This is a genomic window from Bacteroides sp. AF39-11AC (assembly GCF_003474285.1).
GTDB lineage: Bacteria > Bacteroidota > Bacteroidia > Bacteroidales > Bacteroidaceae > Bacteroides.
In genome coordinates, this window is sequence record NZ_QROH01000003.1 from 619,503 (window position 1) to 643,611 (window position 24,109).

General features: G+C 39.4%; 14 protein-coding genes. 1 reads left to right on the forward strand and 13 read right to left on the reverse strand.

The window, feature by feature from the left end; translation table 11 throughout:
• Positions 1 to 12 precede the first annotated feature (12 nt).
• The 13 genes from galB to DW036_RS08250 form a co-directional block, all read right to left on the reverse strand.
• The gene (gene galB, locus DW036_RS08190) at positions 13 to 2,454 is read right to left on the reverse strand and encodes a beta-galactosidase GalB (protein ID WP_118462893.1); all 2,442 of its coding nucleotides are present in this window, start codon (positions 2,452 to 2,454) and stop codon (positions 13 to 15) included.
• Between the two features lie 207 nt (positions 2,455 to 2,661).
• Entirely contained in the window at positions 2,662 to 4,266 is a 1,605-nt protein-coding gene (locus DW036_RS08195; protein WP_233560350.1) for a sulfatase, read from the reverse strand.
• Between the two features lie 99 nt (positions 4,267 to 4,365).
• Entirely contained in the window at positions 4,366 to 5,793 is a 1,428-nt protein-coding gene (locus DW036_RS08200; protein WP_147401443.1) for a hypothetical protein, read from the reverse strand.
• 142 nt (positions 5,794 to 5,935) lie between these two features.
• The gene (locus tag DW036_RS08205; protein ID WP_118462899.1) at positions 5,936 to 7,510 is read right to left on the reverse strand and encodes a RagB/SusD family nutrient uptake outer membrane protein; all 1,575 of its coding nucleotides are present in this window, start codon (positions 7,508 to 7,510) and stop codon (positions 5,936 to 5,938) included.
• A 23-nt stretch (positions 7,511 to 7,533) separates the two neighbouring features.
• Entirely contained in the window at positions 7,534 to 10,677 is a 3,144-nt protein-coding gene (locus DW036_RS08210) for a TonB-dependent receptor (RefSeq protein ID WP_118462902.1), read from the reverse strand.
• Between the two features lie 180 nt (positions 10,678 to 10,857).
• Positions 10,858 to 11,064, reverse strand: a complete 207-nt coding sequence (locus tag DW036_RS08215; protein WP_187374569.1) for a hypothetical protein — start codon at positions 11,062 to 11,064, stop codon at positions 10,858 to 10,860.
• 165 nt (positions 11,065 to 11,229) lie between these two features.
• Entirely contained in the window at positions 11,230 to 11,586 is a 357-nt protein-coding gene (locus DW036_RS08220) for a hypothetical protein (protein WP_147401445.1), read from the reverse strand.
• A gap of 91 nt (positions 11,587 to 11,677) precedes the next feature.
• On the reverse strand, positions 11,678 to 15,736 hold the full coding sequence (locus DW036_RS08225; RefSeq protein ID WP_118462910.1) for a hybrid sensor histidine kinase/response regulator transcription factor: 4,059 nt from the start codon (positions 15,734 to 15,736) through the stop codon (positions 11,678 to 11,680).
• Positions 15,737 to 16,173: 437 nt separating this feature from the next.
• A complete protein-coding gene (locus DW036_RS08230; RefSeq protein ID WP_118462913.1) occupies positions 16,174 to 17,742 on the reverse strand; it encodes a peptide chain release factor 3 in 1,569 nt (522 codons plus the stop codon).
• Positions 17,739 to 17,915: a glycine zipper family protein gene (locus tag DW036_RS08235; RefSeq protein WP_118462916.1), complete on the reverse strand. Its 177-nt coding sequence runs from the start codon at positions 17,913 to 17,915 to the stop codon at positions 17,739 to 17,741. Before DW036_RS08235 ends, DW036_RS08230 begins: the two co-directional genes overlap by 4 nt.
• Positions 17,912 to 18,766, reverse strand: a complete 855-nt coding sequence (rfbD, locus tag DW036_RS08240) for a dTDP-4-dehydrorhamnose reductase (protein ID WP_118462919.1) — start codon at positions 18,764 to 18,766, stop codon at positions 17,912 to 17,914. The genes DW036_RS08235 and rfbD overlap by 4 nt, the downstream gene beginning before the upstream one ends.
• A 68-nt stretch (positions 18,767 to 18,834) precedes the next feature.
• Entirely contained in the window at positions 18,835 to 19,374 is a 540-nt protein-coding gene (locus tag DW036_RS08245; RefSeq protein WP_118462922.1) for a DUF4924 family protein, read from the reverse strand.
• Positions 19,375 to 19,390: 16 nt separating this feature from the next.
• Positions 19,391 to 20,044 carry a LysE family translocator gene (locus DW036_RS08250; protein ID WP_118462925.1) on the reverse strand — a complete coding sequence of 218 codons (654 nt, stop codon included), beginning with the start codon at positions 20,042 to 20,044 and terminating at the stop codon, positions 19,391 to 19,393.
• Between the two features lie 339 nt (positions 20,045 to 20,383).
• On the opposite strand from DW036_RS08250, the gene purL reads away from it, so the two are divergent.
• A complete protein-coding gene (purL, locus tag DW036_RS08255; RefSeq protein WP_118462928.1) occupies positions 20,384 to 24,088 on the forward strand; it encodes a phosphoribosylformylglycinamidine synthase in 3,705 nt (1,234 codons plus the stop codon).
• Positions 24,089 to 24,109: the final 21 nt, after the last annotated feature.

Here is a 24,109-nt window from a genome sequence, read left to right on the forward strand (position 1 = left end):
ACGTATGAAGCTTTAATCAATACACAGGATTTTTTCAACAGCGGGTAGTAGATGCCCACCATAAACCTTCAGGGTAGCGCTTCCTACTGCATCACCAGCTTCTACAATCAACATTAATTTACCATTGAAAGTTCTCATGTAAGAAGAAGCAAAAGAAGTTTGACTTGTCGGGTCACCATTACAAGCAGCCTTTAAATGAGCATTGCCTTCTACCTCAAAGAAAAGTAAGTTGTCGGCCTTGGGACATAGATTGCCCTCCTTATCAACAATTTCAACTGTGACAAAAGCAAGATCTTGACCATCCGCCTTAATTTCCCGACGATCGACTGTTGTCCGTAGGCGATAAGTTTCTCCAGCAGTCTTTATAGCAGCAGTATCTACAGGCAAACCTTCATGATTGTATGCCACAACCTTGATTTCTCCAGGCTGATAGGTGACATCTTGCCACATCATACGATAACGATTATATTTGCTTTCCTTGCTCTTTTCCTTCATCCCCATACTTTTACCGTTAATAAACAGTTCTGCTTTAGGGTAATTAGTATAGCAAAACACAGGAACGTTTTGTCCTAAGCGCTCTTCCCAATTCCAATGCGGAAGTAGGTGCAATACAGGCGTTTTACTCCATTTACTCTGGTAAAGGTAGAATCGATCTTTCTTCATTCCTGCCAAGTCGACAATACCAAAATAAGAACTACGTGCCGGAGTACCTTCATTATAAGGCGTCGGCTCTCCCAAATAATCAAAGCCAGTCCAAACAAATTCACCGAATATAAAATCACAATCATCTTGTTGTTCAAATTCTGTATCCGGCGTAGATGCCCACCTTGGATATTCCATATCATAAGACGACACATGGTAATCTTCATAGCAGGCTCCTGGTTTCTCGGTTACTGGAAATTTATATTCACCACGACTACTCACTGTAGATGCGGTTTCACTTCCATAGAGTATGTAATCGGGATGTGCATCATGTTGCCTTCTGTAATCGTGAGGTTTATAGTTAAAGCCAACCAAATCGACTACATCCGTCAATCCGTTTTTTATAGCAGCAATATGCCCATTGAAACCTGCTGTCACAGGACGAGTCGGATCTTCCCGATGACAAATGTCAGCAAGCATTCGGGCTACTTCTGCACCATCACGTTGATTTTGCTCGCGTATTTCATTGCCGATGCTCCACATGATAACACATGGATGGTTTCGATCACGCCGAATCATAGCCTGTAAATCACGCTCTGCCCATTCGTCAAAATAACAATGATAACCATTGGCATTTTTCCCGATTCGCCATTCATCAAAGGCCTCTACTTGTACTACAAACCCCATACGATCACACAAATCAAGCAGCTCGGGAGCAGGAGGATTATGGGACGTGCGGATAGCATTGCACCCCATTTCTTTCATAATTTCCAACTGTCGTTCTATAGCCCGCACATTGACAGCTGCTCCTAAAGGTCCCAAATCATGATGCAAGCAGACTCCTTTTAGCTTTATAGATTCACCATTCAGAAAAAAGCCTTTGTCTTTGTCAAAACGGATGAAACGTAAACCAAAACTAATTTTATGGGTATCCATCAGTTGGTCGCCTACATATACATTGGAAACCAGTTGATATAAGTGGGGGGTATCGATACTCCATAAAAGAGGCTTTGGGAAGCTTATATCCTGCTCGAATGTAGAATTTCTTTCTCCTATGATTCTTCTTTGAGTTCTTTTTTTTCCTACCACGTTACCTTGGGCGTCAATAATAACACTTTCTAAAAGTATCGCACTTTTCTCATCGGCATGGTTCTCTATGCATGTGGAGATATGTACTTTTCCTTTCTGTTTGGATACCTCCGGCGTCGTGACAAATATTCCCCAATGCCCAATATTTATCGGATTTGCTACCACTAAACGTACATTGCGATAAAGTCCGGCTCCTGAATACCAACGAGACGATTCCGGCTTATTTTCCAGACGCACTACCAATATGTTTTTCCCTGAGTAATTCCATTTATCAGTCAAGTCAAAGGCGAAAGAAGAATAACCATAGGGCCATTCTCCAATATATTGCCCATTCAGGTAAACTTTAGACAAACTCATAGCTCCATCAAACTCTACCCTAATCCGCTTACCTGCCATTGAAGCATTGGACATTATATCAGTACGATAATATCCTACACCAAAAGCCGGTAAGGCTCCTGTACGTCCAGTGCGTATCCGAGGAGCCTTATCACCATCTTCTAAAACTTGAACCGATTGCATATCAATACGCATGTCGAAAGGCTTATCTATCGCCCAGTCATGAGGTACACGTATTTGTTCCCAATCATTATCGTCAAAGTCTGGTCTAATAGCATTAGGAACATCACCAAAGTGAAATTTCCAAGAGGTCAATGGAATCTGTTCGCAAGCAATGACAGAGACATTCCATAGTATCAAAACAAAAAATATGATTTTCCTTTCCATGATATCAATTTTAATAGATAACTCACTAATACCCCACTAAAATTAGGGTGAATTAAAAACTAAATAAGCCTCCATAATTTTAGACTACAAGAACATAGTGATAATCGTATAAATGTTATAATTGGACACTATAAATTTAAAACTTTTATCGCTATGTTCCTATTATTCAAACAAATAAATCAGGCAGTAACATTAAGTTTATGTGAGTTAATCTATTGTAATCATACTTCCCCACCAATCTTCATTAGGCTCCCAGTCAGGTCTAAACATTTGCATTCTATTCTCTTCTTGCTTTTGTAAAACTTCAGTTTTCCATACCAGCTTTACTTGAGCTTCTTTTTGAGGAATATATTCAGGATCAGGCAGAGGTAGTTTAGCGTCTACTTCTATTAGCCAAGCGTCAAGCAAAGTCTTTAATTCCTTAACCTTCTCCGGATATTGAATATTCAACGGCTCGCTTTCGCTAATATCAATGGCTAAATTGTATAACTCACAGTGTTGGTCTTCATAATAGTATATCAACTTCCAATCTCCTTTGCGAATTACTGACGAAGGATCTCCACCCTGATTTCCATAATGCGGATAATGCCAGAACAAGGCGCGTTCTTCTATCTTATCTTTATTGATAAGGGGGAATATACTGACACCGTCTTTGTGCTGTTCGGGCACAAAAGGAAGCCCAGCATAATCAAGTATCGTAGGATAGAAATCGGTACCTATCACAGGAGTCTCGCAAATTGTTCCTGATTGACAATCGGGATATTGCATCAACAAAGGAACCCGAATTCCACCTTCCCATTGGCGACCTTTACCACCACGCAAGGGCAATAATGAAGTGGAATAATTATCTCCTGTAGAGACACCTCCATTGTCACTCGTAAAAATGATTAAAGTATTCTTATCCAACCCCATTTCAGCTATGGCATCCAACACATTGCCTATGGCATCGTCCATTTGTTTAATTAATCCGGCATAGACAGGATTGTCTTGTGTTTGTCGTACTGGCAACGTACGATCTACTGCAAACCCACTTTCTTTTATTCCCAACTGTTCCGCTTTATTTCTGAAATAATTCCAGTTTTCTTTAGTCGTTTGAATCGGCCCGTGTACTGCATAAAAGGAGAGATAAGCAAAGAATGGTTTCTTCTTATTCTTCTTTTCGTGCTCACGTATAAAACTTACCGTTTCATTACTTAACCTCATGGATAAGTTCTCCCCCTTGGGTCCATCTGTTAATTTAGGATTATTATAAGGTGCGAAATAGCCGCCTTTGGGATTTCCGGCACTCCAACCACCTTTATTAATATCAAATCCATGATCTTCGGGCCAAGAGCCTTCTTCACCCAAATGCCATTTACCTGCTATAAAAGTGGTATAACCATTATCGCGAAGACATTCTGCCAATGTATATTCATCCTGTGGAAGATTCCATACATAATCAGCAGGAAGAAGCTTACTGTGACGTTTCATGCTACGCCAATCTTCACCAGATTTTTCTCCAATCCAATCCGTAACTCCATGGCGAGGAGTATATTTTCCCGTCATAATACTTGCACGCGAAGGGCTGGATACCTGACAAGTAGCATATGCATTAGTAAACTTTACGCCACGTTCAGCCAATCGATCCAAGTTAGGGGTTTCATAGTATTTACTCCCCATACAAGACAAATCATTCCAACCATAGTCATCAGCCAAAATAAACAGCACATTCATAGGCTCTTTTGACGGAGATTTTACTTGTTTTTTCTGCATTTGGGCTTGCGCTCCAATAGTAGCGCACAAAGAGCCTGCTAAAACTAAAAAAGTTTTCATATTAAGTTATTTTTAATTTGGTAGAACTTCAAGTATCTACCGTTTTTTTTTATTTTAAAACACTTAAATTATATCTGTACATAGTAGGCAGAATTCTTACTATTCCACTTCCACTTTGAAGAAATAAAGAGATTCTGCACCAATAGTTTGTCTGAAAGAATTCCGAGTCGTCTTTGTTAGTTCTTTAGAACTTCCATATTTAGGCAAGTTTTCATTCCACACTGTATACTCAATAGACGAACCTTTTATTTTTCTACTACCTAACCTAAATTCAACATTCTTAAGATCATCTTGCGACTTGTTTAATATCCAAACTGATAGAATATTACCTTTTATAAAAGCAGCAGTTACTGCAGAATTCGGCATATCTATATCGACATATTTACCTCCATTCACATTGTTTACAACCTTCTTGAATATTTCATATTTTGTAGTTTTTATGATTCTTCCATCTTGCCAGTGTGCCCAAATCATTGAATGATTCTTACCTGAAAAAGGACCATAAAACAACCAAGTACTCATCCCTACAAAACCAGCACGGAAATGATTCCATAAACTTTCAGAGTTCATAATCTCATCTTTCGTTTCAATGCCTATCCATCCATGCACTTCAGTATTCCAAGGTGCTTTCCCAAGTTCCTGAGCCTTTTTAACAAAATCTTCTCTACTTCCTTCCTCATTTGTATTATGAGTAGAAAGTATATCTATAGCATTCACCTCACCATTACCGGTATTAATAGAATTTATCCAAGCAATACCTCGCTTATAGTTCCAGGAAGAGGGTCCTATCAGTTTAGGCATATTCACGCCCGGATCCAATTTACTACGAATTTGCTCATTCATAATTTTCACTTGAGCAGGATTCACTATAGGTTTTTCGTTGGTTACATCCAAATAAGTAATTTTAAATCCTTTTGATCCCATATAATTGAGATAATCAGCATAATATTGTATTAATGCATCTAGGTCTAATTCACCATCCACCCATTTGGGCACTTCGACACCATCTATTTTTTTAGTTCCATTCTGTTTGAATTTCATTATCCAAGCAGGAACAGGAGACCATGGAACATTTTTTTCATGTCCCCATATGCTCTCTTTTTCTTCTTTAGTGTATGCCTCTCCCAACGGACGCGGACTTGCAAAGAACTCGATATTTGGATTAGCTTTTTTCATAGCTTCCATCATTACTAAAATATCTTCCGTATAAGCTGTCTCATCTTTTACACCTTTTTCACGTTCGTACTTACAATTGATGGCAACACGGACAAATTTCGATTGCAATTCTTTTACACCCAAATCGGCTAATTCATCTTTGATATAATTTTTCCAATACCATAATCTTTCAGCGTCAATTCCCAAATAAATATCTTGTTTTTCTGTTTCTGATATATTTACAGGTATTACCTCTTCAGAATCAGGTATCTCTGGGCCTTCTCCATCGGAAGGGAGAGAAGTATCAATACTTTCACCTTTACAGGATAAAACCATTGCAAGAAATACTAACACCAAAATGTTTTTTTTCATATAAAATATATTGCACTCTCAAATAGTCAGGAGCTATATTATTATTCTGTTATTGAAAAGTTACTGTATAGTATCACTTAAGTAAATACTATACAGTAATCTATATTTATTGTTTTTTAAGCAAACACAATGATATATACATCTACATCGGGTTTTGCTCAATCAGACCACCGGAAAGGTCTATTTCTGTTTGAGGAATTGGGAACAAATTGTGAACACCTTCTTCAAAATAATAACCCTTATTTTGAGCTTCCTTTTTGTTATCCCATTCCCATTTATCAGCCGTACTTTCATTCATGTTACGAACTACAAATGTTCCGGTCGGCCCCATGATATAAGATAGCATAGACTTACTTTCATCATTAGGATTCTTCCATCTGCGAAGGTCGTACAAGCGTTGCCCTTCACAAGCAAATTCTAATCTGCGTTCTTTGTAAATGGCATATTTTAAATCATCACCGGTCAGTGCCATGTCTGTAGTTAAACCAACACGATCACGTACACGCTTCAGAGACCCCAACGCACCAGACTCATTATTGTTATGATAAGCAGCTTCGGCATGAATCAATAACACATCTGCAAAACGCATCATATGGTAATTCAAAGGATGCCTTGGTTGATTATAAGGAATTGTTCTTTTAGCTTTGGGTATGTAGTACTTACGGCACACGCGTGCGGATTTATGTTTCGCAGGGGTGATTTTATATTTTAAAGCATCAGGATCACCATATACATCTTGGTTATGCACCATAATGGTATTTTTCAAGCGTATATCATCTCCTTCATCTTTATATGCTTTTTCTAAATCAGAAGTAGGTAATCCCCATGACCATCCATTATCATCACGGCAACCCATGATCGTTGTATAATATGAACCATATTGTCCAAAAGTGCTATTGTTACTATATTGTATTTGAAATACAGCTTCTTTACCATTACTATTATCAACATTCCATACATCGGAAAAATCATCTTCCAAGTCATATTGACCAGAATCGATAACTTCAAAGGCATATTGTTCTGCTAGATCCCAATCTTCCGTATATAAATTAGCTTTTGCCAAATATGCTGTAGCAGCTCCCCAGGTGGCTCTTCCTGCTTCTTTTGCAACTACCGGCAATACTTTGCGAGCTTCCATCAAGTCTTTCTTAATAAAATCATATGTATCCGCTACCGATGATCTTGACAAATGCAGTTCAATAGGAGTCAAAGGTTCACTCGTTAAAGGTACTCCGCCAAAGTTTTTCACTAATTCAAAGTAAGCAACAGCACGCAAAAATTTAGCTTCAGCAATCATTTCATCTTTGGCCTCCTGATTATCAAAAGGAGCTTCGGTAATCTTTTTAATTATCAAATTGCAATTATAGATTGTTTTGAAGTTTCTTGCATAGAAATTACCCACATGTTCATTGTTAGCCTTTCCCTTGAACAGGTAATGAGCTATCTCCAGATATTTCTCTCCATTTTGAGTAGTATTTCCAGCCCAACAATCATCAGTAGCCATGTCAGACATAACTCTGAGTATACAGATTTGTCCCCATTCAATAGGCATCAAAGAGCGATAGCATCCATTCAGTCCATAAATACATTCTTGCTCGGTTTTGTAGAACGAGTCAGCATCCAACGATCCATAAACTGGCTGATCGAGAAACCCTTCGCAAGAAGTTCCTCCCAATAATAAAATGATCAAAAGATATAAGTTTGCAATTTTTTTCATGATAATATTCTTTTAAATACAACTTAAAATGACATTTTTAATCCAAATATATAGGTACGAGGTTGAGGATACAATCCATTATCAATACCAGCGCTCAATGTACTACCTCCAACTTCAGGATCTTGTCCGGAATAGCCCGTTATAACAAACAAATTCTCTACAGAAGCATACACACGGAGCTTTGACATGCCCCAAAATTTCTTGGGAATTGTATATCCCAACTGCATGCTCCTACAACGCAAGAATGATGCATCTTCAACAAAGTAAGTAGACACCTTGCTAAGATTTCCATTCAAGTCTACACCCGACAATCTAGGCATAGTAGCATTTCGTTCATTACCTTCACGCCATACAGAATTATACACTCCTTTGAATACATTGAAGTCGTTTTTAGCCGTAGTATGTCTAAACTTCGTATTGCAGAAATTATCGCCACCCAACGATGCGTAAAAGGAAGTAGAGAAATCAAAATCTTTATAAGTTAAGTTAATATTTAAGCCAAGATTCAAATCGGGATAAGGATTGCCAATCGCCGTTCTATCTTTGTCATCAATAGTACCACTATTATCCAAATCTCTAAACTTCAAGTCACCAGGTCGGGCGTTACCCTGAATAGGTACTCCATCCTTTGCATAATTGTCTATTTCGTCTTGATTTTGGAAAATTCCGTCTACAATATAGCCATAGTATTCACCGATAATTCCGCCCTCAACGGTACGGGTAACATTTCCACCTCCATCGAAACTACCACCCCACAAAGCCTCACCATCAGCTAAGGTCTTAGCTTTGTTTTTAGAGTGCGAAGCTGTCAATCCAATTTTCATACTCCAATCCTTGAACTTTTCCATATAAGTTGCAGAAACTTCCCAACCGTTCACTTGAATGCATCCGACATTAGTCCAGATCTTTCCGGGATAGCCACTATACCATGGATTAGCACACTGCATCAACATATCTTCTGTTTTGCGCACGTAATAGTCAGCAGAAACAGAGAATCTGTTCCTAAAGAAAGAAGCATCAACACCGACATTGGCATCCTTTACTGTTTCCCATTTCACATCAGGATTCTTCACGCCACCGGGAAGATAAGCAATCTGCAAATCTTTATCCGATCCAAAAGGATAATAGCTACCGCTCAAGATGTCAAGATAAGCACCGTTGTCAATATTTTGATTACCAATCTGCCCCCATCCAACACGTAACTTAAGATCATTAACGATTTCAGAATCTTTTAGGAAGCCTTCACCACTTATTCTCCATGCAGCAGAAACAGAGGGGAAAAAAGCCCATTTGTTCTTATCCATAAATTTGGATGAGCCATCGTATCGTCCTGTCATAGTTAAATAGTAACGATTGTCATAGTTGTAATTCACACGGAACAAATATGAAAGAAGAGTATTGATACTTGTATTACCAGTTAAAGTCATTTCTCCCGTAGCAGCATCAATTTGTCTCAAAGACTCAAATTCTCCAGGCAAATCATTTCTGGATCCTTGCAATGTTCTACTTCTATATTTCTCCATGGTCATACCAGCCATGAGAGTAAACGAATGCTTTTGGATTTTCTTTTCATACGTAGCTGTGTTGTTCCACGACCAATTAGAACTGTTGTTGTGTCTGCGTTCTATCTTGGATCTTTCATTTCTTTCCAAATTATCAATAAAAAAAGTAGGGCTAAATATATCCTTTTCATTAAATCTAAATCCCAATCCTAATTGCGAACGAAGAGTCAATCCTGCTATCGGTTTCACTGTTAGTGTGGAGTTACTTATGAAACGATAGCTGGAGTAAGAATCATTACCTGCACGTGCCACAGCACCTACCGGGTTATGAGCTTGGTTATGTATGGAACGATGATACCAATTGAGCGGTTTGGAACGATCGTTAACTCCATCATTTACACGTTCTTCTTCTGGAATAAAAACTGGAGTAGTCGGGTCCATCTTAAGGATATTACCAACGACTCCCGGAGTATCTTCCTGTCCTTCAAAACTAACATTCAGATTTTGTGTAAAACTGACGTATTTATTAAAATTAAAATCTAAATTAAAACGAGATGATATTTTCTCCCAATAGCCTTTGTCCATCTGAGAATCCTGACGATAATACCCCAGAGAAGCAGAATAAACAATCTTATCAGAACCACCATTGAATGATAGATTGTATTTCTGTTGTGGAGCAACTTTGTTCATAACTTCTCTCCACCAATTCGTGGTATGTACATCATTTAAGTCGGGGAATGGCAAAGCTGCATCCGATCCGTTGTCATTTCTAGCTTTTTCATTCAACACTTTAGCATATTCCAGACCATCGGCCATATTAGGAGAACCAATAGTTTGAAAGCCAAACGATGCATCAAACTGAAAATTAACTTTACCTGCTTTACCTTTTTTAGTAGTGATCAGAATAACACCATTCGAAGCCTGAGTACCATAAATGGCAGTGGCAGAAGCATCTTTAAGTACTTCCATACTTTCTATGTCATTTGGATCCAAGTATCTAATATCTGTTCCCATTGGAATGCCATCAACCACATATAATGGTCTGTTATCTCCAAAATTTGATATACCACGAATAGTCACACTTGGATTACTGCCAGGAGCACCCGACGAATTCACGACTGTAACACCTGCTACTTGTCCTTGCAAAGAGGATTGAACGTTTCCACTAAAGAACTTGTCAATATCTTCACTCTTAACCGATGAAATAGCGCTTGTCAAATCCTGTTTTCTTGCTGTTCCATAGCCCACCACTACAATTTCATCTAAAGCATTGGTGTTTTCGGAAAGCACTACACGAAAATTTGTTTTTCCTTTAATTGATAATTGCTTATCAACATATCCTATAAAAGTAATCTTCAGAATTGCATCAGAACTTACAGTAAGAGTAAAAGCTCCTTCAATATCAGATATTGTACCATTACTTGTTCCTTTTTCCATAATGTTGGCACCGACAATTGGCTCGTTCCGTTCATCCACCACCACTCCTTTTATTGTTACTTTAGATTGGCTGACGCCATAAGTACTTATACTGGAATTAAAATCAGAAGCGTACACTTGAGTGCTTGTAGATATTAATCCCAAGAGAACCCACGTACATCCTAATAACTTGGATGTACACTTAAACTTTGTAAAAGCATTTAAGGATTTCAGATTGTAGTTTTTCATAAAATTATCTTAATATTAAGTTATATAATTCTTCTCATGAAGAAGAAATGATTCTAAAAGATTATTTCTCAAAGGCGAGCTTCCAGCTCTCATCGGTCATTCTTACTTCCTACATTATTTTCGTAAGTAATCATTTCACATATAACAATTTCTTCATCGCCCATTCTCTGTCTTATATACCTAATCCTCTCCTATATAAAATATCCGGATACTTATCCATAAAGGTACATAACAGAAAAGTACACTGACCATAGAACAGAAATAATGGTAAATGAATTCATGCTCTGTGCTACCCCATGTATCGATAGTCGGAGTTCTAATCCGATCCTGGCCGTAACATTCCAAATCGTTTTTCAACGTACCAGATGCAAATAATAGTCTATTCATAATATCCATATTGTGATTTCATTCTTTAAATTAAAGTTAATCATCTACGTTTTTCTAAAGCAAAAATAGTGCATTATATATGTAGAAGGGAGGGAGAATCAAGTCATTCAGCGGGGGAAAAAGAGTCAAAAACGGCTTTCAGTATGCTCTTTATGGATTTTCATCCTACCCGGTAACGTTGTTTATCATTTTACACAGTTTCATATATGTCATTACATGAACCTTATTATCCCGTTCATTCCAGATAACCGATCGTACAGGACGCCATCTACGCAACCAGACGATTAATATTTGAGGAGCATAGTAATGCTTTACTCTGTCTAAAACAGGGTAACCGCCACAATTAATATGATATAGAGTTATTTCTCTTTCGTCCTCATTCCCAAAGAACGTGGTTTCAAAAGCATTGCCAATAAACAATCCTGTTACATCCTCCTTACTACCATTCAAAAAAGAAATAATAGCAATAAAACCAATATAAAATACATAGAAGAAGCTTTCTATTAAAGTGTGTGTATTCATAATAAATGCGAATAACAATTATGGCTCAAAAGTAGTCCATCTGCTATTCATACACAGGGGAAGATTAAGGCAAAAAGAGGAGAAAATCCCGTCAATTGCCTTGTTTTAATGACTCCTGATATTCTTTTGGGGTCATTCCTTTCTTTTTCTTAAAAATTTCTCTAAAATATTTAGGATCTGTAAAACCAACCATATAAGCGATCTCTGCTATTCGCAAATCTGAATGCCGTAAGAGCATGCAAGCTTTTTTAATTCTAACATCACGAATAAATTCATTGAGAGACATACCTGTAAGCGATTTCAATTTTCGATATAATGTAGATTGGCTCATATTCATCATTTCGGAAAAAATTTCATTAGAAAACTCACTATTATCCATTTGTTGTTCAATGGCTGCAATTGCTTTATCCAAAAAATCTCGGTCAAACACAGACAAATCCAAATCACATATATCTAAATTATCTTGTTGACGGAATTGCTGGATCAGCAATTTACGATTCGTTATTAACACTTGGATTTGAGCAGTCAATAACACCATCTCTACAGGCTTAGTTATATATACATCAGCCCCAGCATCATATCCTTCCAAATGATATTCAGTCTGGGTTTTGGCAGTGAGCATTACAATAGGTAAATGATTCAACGCAGTGTCATTTCTTATTATTCGGCACAATTCAACACCATTCATTTCTGGCATCATATAGTCAGTTATGACAGCATCAATATTCTGTTCCTCTTGTAGTATATCAATTGCTATCTTTCCATTGACAGCTGTACTCACATTAAACTGTTTACTTAACACTTTCGTCATTACAGCCAGCAAATCCATATCATCTTCTACTAAAAGCAAATGTGCACGTTCATTATTCGTTTCTTCAATAATTACAGCTTCTTCAATAATCGGTTCGAGTTCCTTTTTCAAATTTTCATTTTTCATTTCTTCAGATTCCTCATCAATTTGCTCTGTTGTATAGCTCTGTTTATCAGAAGGAATCATCACTGTAAATACTGTAGTTTCATTAAGTATACTTTGTACAGAAATCGTTCCATGATGCAATTCCACCAAGTCTTTAGTTAATGAAAGTCCAAGACCTGTGCCTTTCGTCTTAAACTTACGGTAGTCTCCTTCATAAAAACGTTTAAATAGTAAAGGTATCTTATTTTCAGGAATTCCATCTCCCGTATTTTCTACTTTAAGAATAAAATAGTTTTTGTTATCCTGAATCATCTGTGACAAAGAAACCAGAACCATTCCATTCTGATAATTATATTTCAAAGCATTAGAGAGCAGATTATAGATAATCTTGTCCAACTTGTCCACATCGAAATAAGCCATTATGACATCTTGTTCCGCCTGAAAGTTCAATGTGATATTCTTTGATTGCAGCAAAGGATAAAAATTTTCTTCACATAGTTCTTTCACAAATGCCACTATATTGTTATAGCTAACTTTCAATTTCAAATTACCGCTTTCAACCTTACGAAACTCCAGTATTTGCTGCAAAAGTCGCTGAAGGCGTTTCAGATTCAGCCTCATAATATTCAAAGTTTGCCCATCAGCCTTTCCATCCTGTTTCAGACTGTCAATCGAACATTGCAGCACACTAAGAGGGGTAAATAGCTCATGCGAAATATTAGTAAAGAAAGTCAACTTAGCCTGATTTACTTCTTCGGATTTCTTATGCTCGATTTGTTCTATCTTCAAAGCATTTTGTAACCGAATACGTTTTCTTATGATACGAAAAGCCATATATGTTATTATACCAATTAGCAAAGTATAAATTACATAAGCCTGCCAAGTCAACCAAGGCGGTGGCATAATCGTCAGTTTCATCTCTACAGGCTGCGACCATACACTATTTTCATTACATGCTCTAACCTGAAATACATATTCTCCCGTATCCAAATTATTATAGGATATATGCCGATTATTGGCATCCACATAAATCCAATTCTTATTCACCCCTTTCATGCGATATGCATAACGATTCGCCTGCGGATTGGTATAGGAGAGACAACTGAAGCTCATCTGAACATTATTCTGATTGTATGCCAATAAAAGCTCTTTTGTATAAGGTGGTAAAAACGTCTCACCCACCTGTCCTTTATCAACCAACTCTTGTAACGGTACATTCATTATGGAAACATCCACAATAGCAGTTTTAGGAATAACAGAATCTATCACATTCTGACTAGGGATATAACAATCAATTCCATTGGTTCCACCAAATAATATTTCAGAATTAGATAACCTCAGTGATGTAGATTTTATAAACTGGGTATTTACCAGGCCTTCGCTTTGTGTATAAAGTTTAGCATGATTTTCCTGTACTAGACTCATGCATATCAACCCTTTTCCGGTAGCCATCCACAAATTACGATCTTTATCTTCTACAATAGAATAAATGATATTATTGGAAAACATTTGAATGTTTTCCAACATTTCAAAATGATCATTCACTTTACTATACTTACTTAATCCTCCACCTTGTGTACCAATCCATAGTTGCTCATTCGAATCTTGATAGAAACAAAGCACATTATCATAATTCAATTTTCCATTCGCCAGATTATAGTCTGTCAATTTTCCATCAAGAGACAAGTAAAAAGCACCATAATCTTTAGTGCCAATCCATATTCCAGCTTTATCACACAACACCGTATGGATAGATTTATTACTAATTATATTATTTAATACAGCCACAGGTTTTATCACATATTCTTGTTCACTTATAGATTCTCCGATAAAAAGTCCCTGCTCTGTAGCAATCCACATGTTACCAATAGTATCTTGTACCATGGTGTTTATAGTTATTAAATCAGGATATTCATCTCGTAGTCTAATTAGTGATACAGGTTTCGTTCCATTCCGTTTAACTATATAGATTCCGTCATAACGGGTACCCAGCCATATATCTCCTGTTTTTTGATGTTTAGTAATCGACTGAACTGCGTTTCCAGCAATATTTCTTAAAGCATCTATCTCTTTATATGAATATTGTTTTCCTGTTTTCTTATCCCATAACAACAATATATCTAATCGTGCTCCGATCCATATAATCGATGATTCATCTTCATACAATGCTGTAACCATAGTATTATCTGCTGTACCTACAGATATAGCATTGTGTACGAAAGGCACTTTGCGTTTTACAAGTTTATTGATTCCTCCTCCTGATGCAGAAGCCCATAATATGTTTTTTCTATCATTATAAATAGTCCATATTTCATATCCTCCAAGTTCGTCAGCATCATATACTGTAAAACTATTAGTAGAATCCGGTTCTGACAGTACGGCCAGCCCTCTTGCTGTTGCTACCCACAATTCATCATATTGGGAATCATATACCAGTTCATGTATTACATCACTGGGTAAAGCTCCATCTTTTGAGGAAGAATAATAAAACTTATATGCTGAAGAATGAGAATCAAAAGGATTTTCTAAACGCATTATCCCCTGATTATTCCACATTGATACCCACATTCGATGATTATTATCTTCCGCAAAGCCAGTTATTCTTAAATCCTTATTTCGACATATTGTATCATAGTTGAATACTTCCATAGTCTGCATGTTCAAAGTAAAAAAACCATTTCTCCAAGTCCCTACCCAAATATAACCTCTAGAATCTTCATATAAAGAGGATATATCTGCTTTTATTAAAAAATTCACTTGATAATCTAATTTGTTACATAAAAAAAGACCATTTGAAGTACCTAAAAGAATATCTCCCTGTTGAGTAATTAAAAGCCTGCTAATTTTGCCACACTTACTAGTATCTATCGATATCGGAAGTACCTGCCCAATCATCGGATCAAAAATAGTAATTCCTTTAGAAGTCACTATCCAAAATCTTCCATTGTTATCTCTTTTCATTGACAAAATATGATTAGAAATAAAAAATGATGGAGATAAATAGTCAGAACGATAAGTTTTTAACTGATATCCGTCATATCTACACAAGCCATTTGTAGTACCAAACCACATAAAACCGAGTTCATCTTGCAGTATACAAGTTACATCATTGCTAGCTAAGCCTGAATTTATATTTAAATTTGTAATACTAATTCGAGCCAAATTAGTATTATTGGCAGATAAGAAGTATAAAGGTATAAATAAAATAAAAAGAAGAAAAGACAGAAATTTCATATTTGCAAAATATTTATTATACAAACAACAAATTTATAATATATTCAATTATGTACCTTACACATGCAAATGTTTAACAAATAACATGAGTTCGATATAAGATTGATATTAATAAATAAAAGAATAGCGGTAAAAGCACCAACTTTATAGTATTCAAATATAACTTTAAAACAAATACCACTATGTTCTCAGAAACCAAAGTTACTATTTTTTTTGTTTGGGAGATGATTTCTGCAAAGAATTTGAAATGTAACAAGTAAAACGCATACTTGAAAATCAAGAAAAGATACCCCTCATATTACTCATTCCGGTATCATTCTTTGCTCCAAACATTATCTAATAATATATCTCCATAGCCTTATATAAAAGAATACAGGGATACAAAGTTTCTATTCTTTGCATCCCTGTATCCGGAAATTCCTAATTCTGAACATCTATCAGAACTCGCTTGTAAAATGGAATTTTATATTTTTAAAGTCCATCTGCGCCATCTGCAACACATAGCCGCTATCGGCCAGGAATACATCCCTGCCCCCACGATCCTTTGCCATATACTGATACTTACGCTTCTTGAAAGCTTCCAGTTCTTCCGGATTATCACTCTCTATCCAGCAAGCCTTATACAGGCTCAACGGCTCCCAACGACACTTCGCACTGTATTCATTCTCCAAGCGATACTGGATAACCTCGAACTGCAACTGTCCTACCGTACCGATAATCTTACGCCCGTTGAACTGGTTAACAAACAATTGCGCCACACCTTCGTCCATCAACTGGTCGATACCCTTGGCAAGTTGTTTCTGCTTCATCGGGTCAGCATTCTCAATGTACTTGAACATCTCCGGTGAGAAGCTCGGCAGACCACGGAAATGAAGCATCTCCCCTTCCGTCAGTGTATCACCAATCTTAAAAGTACCGTTATCCGGCAAACCGATAATATCGCCTGCCCAAGCCTCATCAACAGTCGTCTTACGCTGTGCCATGAACTGTGTGGGCGAAGAAAAGCGCATCGTCTTTCCATGACGCACATGCATATATGGAGCATTACGCGTAAATTTACCTGAGCAAATCTTACAGAATGCAATACAAGAACGATGATTCGGGTCGATATTCGCTGTAATCTTGAAGACAAAGCCGGTGAATTTAGGCTCTTCCGGCTCCACTTCACGTTCTTCCGCCTGCACCGGACGAGGGCTTGGGGCTATCTCCACAAAGCAATCCAGCAACTCCTGCACACCGAAGTTATTCAGGGCCGAGCCAAAGAATACAGGTGCCACTTCCCCTTTCAGGTATTCTTCCTTATCAAATTCAGAATATACTCCATCTATCAACTCCAACTCACCACGCAGTTTATCAGCCAGTTGTGTACCGATTTGCTTATCCAACTCTTCGGTATTGATATCTACTTCCACCTTTTCCGTCACCACTTGCTTGGAAGGCTGGAAAAGATTCAGATTGTTTTCATAGATGTTATAAACCCCCTTGAAGCGGATACCACTTTCGATAGGCCACGTCAACGGACGCACATGAATGGCAAGTTCTTCCTCCAGCTCATCCAGCAAATCGAAAGGGTCTTTGGCCTCACGGTCCATTTTATTGATGAATATAATAACCGGAGTATTACGCATACGGCATACCTCCATCAACTTACGCGTCTGCGTTTCCACACCTTTTGCACCATCCACAACAATGATAACGCTATCTACAGCAGTCAGCGTGCGGTATGTATCTTCGGCAAAGTCCTGGTGACCGGGAGTATCGAGGATATTAATCTTATAATCTTTATAATCGAACTCCATCACGGAGGTAGTTACAGAGATACCACGCTGTTTCTCTATATCCATCCAGTCGGATGTAGCGGTCTTCTTTATCTTATTGCTCTTTACAGCACCCGCTACCTGAATCTGTCCACCAAAAAGCAACAGTTTTTCAGTCAATGACGTTTTACCGGCATCCGGATGCGCGATAATCGCAAAGGTTCGTCTTCTTTGAATTTCTTGGTTCATTCGTCGTTATCGTTATTTTTATTTTTACTCATTGCCTTAGCATTGAGTGCAACACCTAAGGCGATGCCCAAAGCGATGCCCAAAGCCAGTTTATCTATTATAAGCCCTAAAGCCACTCCTAAGCAGACCCCTACAGATATATAGGGATAATTTATCTTTTTCTTCGAATTCATACTTCAAGCTTCTTAATGCATTCTACAAGGCTCTTCTCCCAATGGGGAACTTCAATGCCGAAAGTCTTTTTTATTTTCGTCTTATCCAATACGGAATAATGCGGGCGTGGTGCCTTTGCCGGATACTCATCCGTATGCAGCGGGTTTACTTTACAGGTCGTGATACCGGCAATGCGATGAATAGCCACCGTAAAATCATACCAGGAACATACGCCCTCATCGCTAAAATGGTAAATACCCGGAACGATCCCCTGATTAATAGCTGCATAGATAGCCAGTGCCAGGTCATTTGCATAGGTCGGTGTGCCAATCTGATCGAAAACCACACCCAAAGACTCACGCTCACGCCCCAACCGGATCATCGTTTTCACAAAATTGTTTCCATAGATAGAATACAGCCAAGCGGTACGGATCACCATTGCTTTCTCGCAATTCTGCATCACTTCTTTCTCCCCACCCAGCTTAGTAAAACCGTAAACCGAATTAGGACAAGGCGGACAATCTTCTTTATAAGGTATATGTGCTGTTCCATCAAAGACATAATCCGTAGAAACCTGTATCATAGCAGCACCATTGGCCTGTGCAGCACGTGCCAGTATGCCCGGAGCTTCCTGATTCAGTTTGCGGCACAACTCTTCGTTATCTTCCGCTTTATCAACTGCCGTATAGGCAGCACAGTTCACAACCACTTCAATGCCATTCTCAGCAATACATTTCTGCACTGCCTGCTCGTCGCAGATGTCCAGTTCTTGTACATCCGTAAAAAAACACGTGTGTTGTGGATTCTCTTTTGCAAGGACTTGCATTTCGTTACCAAGCTGTCCGTTGGCCCCGGTTACTAATATTCTCATCTTTATATGTACGATTTGACGATTTACGATTGAAATTACATTATTGATACTTTCCGGTTCATCACTTATTATTCAATTTCCAGTTCACCCTTCTTTTCTTTCTCATAATAGTTGGCAAGCAGGGAAATGAAACTGCTGATAGCTTCTATTGCTTTCGCAGTTCCTGTAGTAATTTCTTTCTTCTGCAAACGCAGCAACAAAACCCCATATAAGGCTTCGAAACACGTTTCCAGTTCCGGCTCGTCTTTCTTTCCACTTTTCTGTCGAAGTTCTACGATGAAAGGCAATGCTTTGAAATAAGCTGCACTATAATAAGGATACTTCGGGGATGCCAGCAATTCGCCGTGCAACTCCGTCAGGTTAATTATAATATTACGATTGATTTGTAAGTGACCATTTTCTTTCACTCCCTCGGTACGCATCATCTCAATCAGATTGCCGTACCATTCCTCCAAAGCCGTATGCTCTTCTTCCGGATAACGGGAGATTATGTTTTCGCGTATTTTATCGATATCACATCCGTTGGCACGTATCAGATCTTCTACTTGCCACATATATATAAGGTATTCCGCGATATTTTTCGCTTTCAATTGTTGCGCTATCTTCATGATTCTATGTTTCTTCTCAGTAAAGTGACTCGCCCATCAGCGTAAACACCAACCCGAACACAGACACAACAATGACAATGCCCCCGATTATACGGTTCAATATCCAGATGCCGCGCAGGTTGAATTGCGTACGGACTTTATTCACAAAGAAAGTGATGCCAAACCACCACGCCAGTGCTCCCAGCGCAATAGCCAGATATCCGGTAACCGCCTCAAATACCAGTACTCCTTCACTGACAAACGCAAAACGAGCAAAGAGACCGATAAACAGGAAGATAATAAGCGGATTGGATAACGTAACGGCAAAAGCAGTAATAAAGTTATGAAAATAAGAACCTTTATTGGTAGAGATGGGACGAATAGACTGGACAGGATTACTACGGAACGTATAAATACCAAAAGCTAACAACATGATACTTCCGAACAACTGCAAATAAAAGATATTTTTATTGACGTAATCGAATACGAAACTCATTCCATACCCTGTTAACAAGGCATATGCAATGTCGCTTAACGATGCTCCCAAACCTGTTATGAAACCATACCAACGCCCTTTATTCAACGTACGCTGGATGCACAGCACGCCTACAGGTCCCAACGGAGCAGACACAACTACCCCGATAATGAACCCTTTCCATAATATATCGAATATGGTCCTTATCTCAATCATGGCTGCAAATATCGGACTTTTTTATGAGATGAACGAATTATGTTAACGTTTTTTCGACAGTAAGAACCGAGAGAGGCTTTTTTTAGCGACTTTTGGATATCCGGTCCTGATAAGAAACTCTTCCGCCTCATATATATTATTCAGACCTTGAGTTATATCATAGCAAGGCATAACTTTTAGCACGATTCATTTTTTTATACCCTTTTACTTCTCTCCCCCAACGATTTTATGTATCTTTGCGCCATAGAAAAAAAGCTGGTATTTCCCGTAAATGCGTCTCCGCTTTTCCGGAGTAATCCCAATCGCAAAATCGTAAAATCATAAATCGTAAATATAAGTATGATTCTTTTTTTCAGAACCCCATCCAAGAGCGTGATGGCCGTAGAATGTGACCACGCACTCACCCAGGCAGAAAGCGACAAACTCTGCTGGCTTTTTGGAGAAGCCACCCCCGAAAGTGAAGACAACCTGAAAGGACATTTCGTTGGTCCGCGCCGCGAAATGATTACTCCTTGGAGTACGAATGCCGTAGAAATCACCCAGAACATGGGATTGAATGGCATTACCCGTATTGAAGAGTATTTCCCCGTAAAGGACGAAAATGCTGACCGTGACCCGATGCTGCAACGCATGTACAAAGGTTTGGATCAGAATGTATTCACCACCAACCGTAAGCCGGAACCGATCGTCCATATCGAAGACCTGGAAGCTTACAATGAGAAAGAAGGTCTGGCACTCTCTAAAGAAGAGATGGACTACCTCAAGAAAGTAGAGAAAGACCTCGGACGTAAGTTGACAGACTCCGAAGTGTTTGGTTTCGCTCAAATCAACTCCGAGCACTGCCGTCACAAAATTTTTGGCGGAACGTTCATCATCGACGGTGTGGAACAAGAGTCTTCCCTCTTCCAGATGATTAAAAAGACCACTCAGGAAAATCCGAATAAAATTATTTCAGCCTATAAAGACAACGTAGCTTTTGCAGAAGGTCCGGTAGTTGAGCAGTTTGCTCCGGCAGATCATTCCAAACCTGATTTCTTCCAGGTAAAAGATATAAAGAGTGTTATCTCACTGAAAGCTGAAACACATAACTTCCCTACCACAGTTGAACCGTTCAACGGTGCATCTACTGGTACAGGTGGCGAAATCCGCGACCGTATGGGTGGTGGTAAAGGTTCTTGGCCGATTGCCGGAACTGCTGTTTATATGACTTCTTATCCCCGCACGGACGAAGGACGTCCTTGGGAAGAAATATTGCCGGTACGCCAATGGCTGTACCAGACTCCGGAACAAATTCTGATCAAGGCATCCAATGGTGCCAGTGACTTCGGTAATAAGTTTGGCCAGCCACTGATTTGTGGTTCGGTACTTACTTTTGAACATAAAGAAAACGACGAAGTTTATGGTTACGATAAAGTAATCATGCTTGCCGGTGGTGTAGGTTACGGTACAAAACGTGACTGCCTGAAAGGTGCTCCCGAAGCCGGAAACAAAGTCGTTGTAATCGGTGGTGACAATTATCGTATCGGTTTGGGCGGTGGCTCCGTTTCTTCAGTAGACACCGGACGTTACAGCAGTGGTATTGAACTGAACGCCGTACAACGTGCCAACGCCGAAATGCAGAAACGTGCCTACAACGTAGTACGTGCCCTCTGCGAAGAAGAAACTAACCCGGTGGTGTCCATCCACGATCACGGTTCAGCAGGACACGTGAACTGTCTCTCCGAATTGGTGGAAGAATGTGGTGGTTTGATCGACATGAGTAAATTACCCGTAGGTGACCAGACTTTGTCAGCTAAAGAAATCATCGCCAACGAAAGCCAGGAGCGCATGGGATTGCTGATTGAAGAAGAAGCTATCGAACATGTACGTAAAATAGCTGAACGCGAACGTGCTCCGATGTATGTGGTAGGTGAAACTACCGGCGATCATCGTTTTGCTTTCCAACAAGCTGACGGTGTACGTCCGTTCGACCTTGCCGTGGAACAGATGTTCGGTTCGTCTCCCAAGACTTACATGATAGACAAAACCGTAGAGCGTCACTACGAAATGCCGAAATACGAACAGTCCAAGTTGCACGAATACCTGACGAATGTATTGCAATTGGAAGCTGTTGCCTGCAAAGACTGGTTGACTAACAAAGTAGACCGTTCCGTAACAGGTAAGATTGCCCGCCAGCAATGCCAGGGCGAATTGCAGTTACCGCTGAGTGACTGCGGTGTGGTTGCCCTCGACTATCGTGGCGAAAAAGGTATCGCTACCTCATTGGGACATGCACCACAAGCTGCATTGGCAGATCCGGCAGCCGGTTCGGTACTTTCTGTAAGCGAAGCGTTGACCAACCTTGTATGGGCTCCTATGGTTGAAGGAATGGACAGCATTTCCCTCTCTGCCAACTGGATGTGGCCTTGCCGCTCACAAGAGGGTGAAGATGCACGCCTCTACACCGCCGTAAAGGCATTAAGTGATTTCTGCTGTGCACTGCAAATCAACGTGCCTACCGGAAAAGACTCTCTTTCCATGACTCAGAAATATCCCGACGGTAGCAAGGTGATTGCTCCGGGAACCGTTATTGTTTCGGCAGGCGGTGAAGTATCTGACGTGAAGAAAGTAGTTTCTCCTGTACTGGTAAACAACGAAAAGACAACCATTTATCATATTGATTTCAGCTTCGATACATTGAAACTGGGTGGTTCGGCTTTTGCACAGTCATTGGGCAAAGTAGGTGACGAAGTACCTACCGTACAAGATGCCGAATATTTCCGCGATGCTTTCCTTGCTGTTCAGGAGTTGGTAAACAAAGGATTGATTCTTGCCGGACATGATATTTCTGCCGGTGGTTTGATTACTACTCTGCTTGAAATGTGTTTCGCTAATGTAGAAGGTGGTATGGAGATCAACCTCGACAAAATGAAGGAACACGACCTTGTGAAAATTTTGTTTGCCGAAAATCCGGGTATCGTGATCCAGGTAAGCGACAAGCACAAAGAAGAGGTTAAACAGATATTGGAAGATGCCGGTGTGGGTTATGTGAAAATCGGTAAGCCGACTGACGAACGTCACATCCTCGTATCCAAAGACGATGCTACTTACCAGTTCGGTATCGATTATATGCGTGATGTATGGTATTCTACTTCTTACCTGCTCGACCGCAAACAATCTATGAACGGCTGTGCTAAAAAGCGCTTCGAAAACTATAAGATGCAACCTCTGGAATTCGCTTTCATGCCTGATTTCAAAGGTAAACTCTCTCAATACGGTATTGATCCGGACCGTCGTACCCCGACAGGTATCCGTGCAGCAATTATCCGCGAGAAGGGTACGAATGGTGAACGCGAAATGGCCTACTCACTGTATCTGGCAGGATTCGATGTGAAAGACGTTACGATGACCGACCTTATCAGCGGACGCGAGACACTGGAAGATGTGAACATGATTGTTTACTGCGGTGGTTTCTCTAACTCCGACGTACTGGGTTCTGCCAAAGGTTGGGCAGGTGCTTTCCTCTTCAACCCGAAAGCCAAAGAAGCTCTCGACAAATATTACGCTCGTGAAGATACACTTTCACTGGGTGTTTGTAATGGCTGTCAGCTGATGATGGAACTGAACCTCATTAATCCGGAACACAAGAAGAATGGCAAGATGCTTCACAATGAATCGCATAAATTCGAATCCAGATTCCTGGGACTTACCATTCCAACAAACCGTAGTGTAATGTTCGGTTCGTTAAGCGGAAGCAAACTCGGCATCTGGGTAGCTCATGGAGAAGGAAAGTTCTCTTTGCCTTACGATGAAGATAAATACAACGTAGTGGCTAAATATAGTTATGATGAATATCCTGCCAATCCGAACGGTTCGGACTACTCCATTGCTGCAATAGCAAGTTCCGACGGACGTCATCTGGCTATCATGCCTCACTTGGAGCGTTCCATATTCCCATGGCAAAACGGTTGTTATCCTGCTGACCGTCTGCACAGTGACCAGATTACTCCATGGATGGAGGCCTTCGTCAATGCACGTAAATGGGTAGAAGAAAAGACAAAGTAGTTCTGGCTACAATTTATAAGT

What these genes read in the sequence shown, in the direction of transcription:
- galB (WP_118462893.1), bottom strand. Translation starts at nt 2,454, where the DNA reads ATGGAAAGGAAAATCATATTTTTTGTTTTGATACTATGGAATGTCTCT.
- DW036_RS08195 (WP_233560350.1), bottom strand. Translation starts at nt 4,266, where the DNA reads ATGAAAACTTTTTTAGTTTTAGCAGGCTCTTTGTGCGCTACTATTGGA.
- DW036_RS08200 (WP_147401443.1), bottom strand. Translation starts at nt 5,793, where the DNA reads ATGAAAAAAAACATTTTGGTGTTAGTATTTCTTGCAATGGTTTTATCC.
- DW036_RS08205 (WP_118462899.1), bottom strand. Translation starts at nt 7,510, where the DNA reads ATGAAAAAAATTGCAAACTTATATCTTTTGATCATTTTATTATTGGGA.
- DW036_RS08210 (WP_118462902.1), bottom strand. Translation starts at nt 10,677, where the DNA reads ATGAAAAACTACAATCTGAAATCCTTAAATGCTTTTACAAAGTTTAAG.
- DW036_RS08215 (WP_187374569.1), bottom strand. Translation starts at nt 11,064, where the DNA reads ATGAATAGACTATTATTTGCATCTGGTACGTTGAAAAACGATTTGGAA.
- DW036_RS08220 (WP_147401445.1), bottom strand. Translation starts at nt 11,586, where the DNA reads ATGAATACACACACTTTAATAGAAAGCTTCTTCTATGTATTTTATATT.
- DW036_RS08225 (WP_118462910.1), bottom strand. Translation starts at nt 15,736, where the DNA reads ATGAAATTTCTGTCTTTTCTTCTTTTTATTTTATTTATACCTTTATAC.
- DW036_RS08230 (WP_118462913.1), bottom strand. Translation starts at nt 17,742, where the DNA reads ATGAACCAAGAAATTCAAAGAAGACGAACCTTTGCGATTATCGCGCAT.
- DW036_RS08235 (WP_118462916.1), bottom strand. Translation starts at nt 17,915, where the DNA reads ATGAATTCGAAGAAAAAGATAAATTATCCCTATATATCTGTAGGGGTC.
- rfbD (WP_118462919.1), bottom strand. Translation starts at nt 18,766, where the DNA reads ATGAGAATATTAGTAACCGGGGCCAACGGACAGCTTGGTAACGAAATG.
- DW036_RS08245 (WP_118462922.1), bottom strand. Translation starts at nt 19,374, where the DNA reads ATGAAGATAGCGCAACAATTGAAAGCGAAAAATATCGCGGAATACCTT.
- DW036_RS08250 (WP_118462925.1), bottom strand. Translation starts at nt 20,044, where the DNA reads ATGATTGAGATAAGGACCATATTCGATATATTATGGAAAGGGTTCATT.
- purL (WP_118462928.1), top strand. Translation starts at nt 20,384, where the DNA reads ATGATTCTTTTTTTCAGAACCCCATCCAAGAGCGTGATGGCCGTAGAA.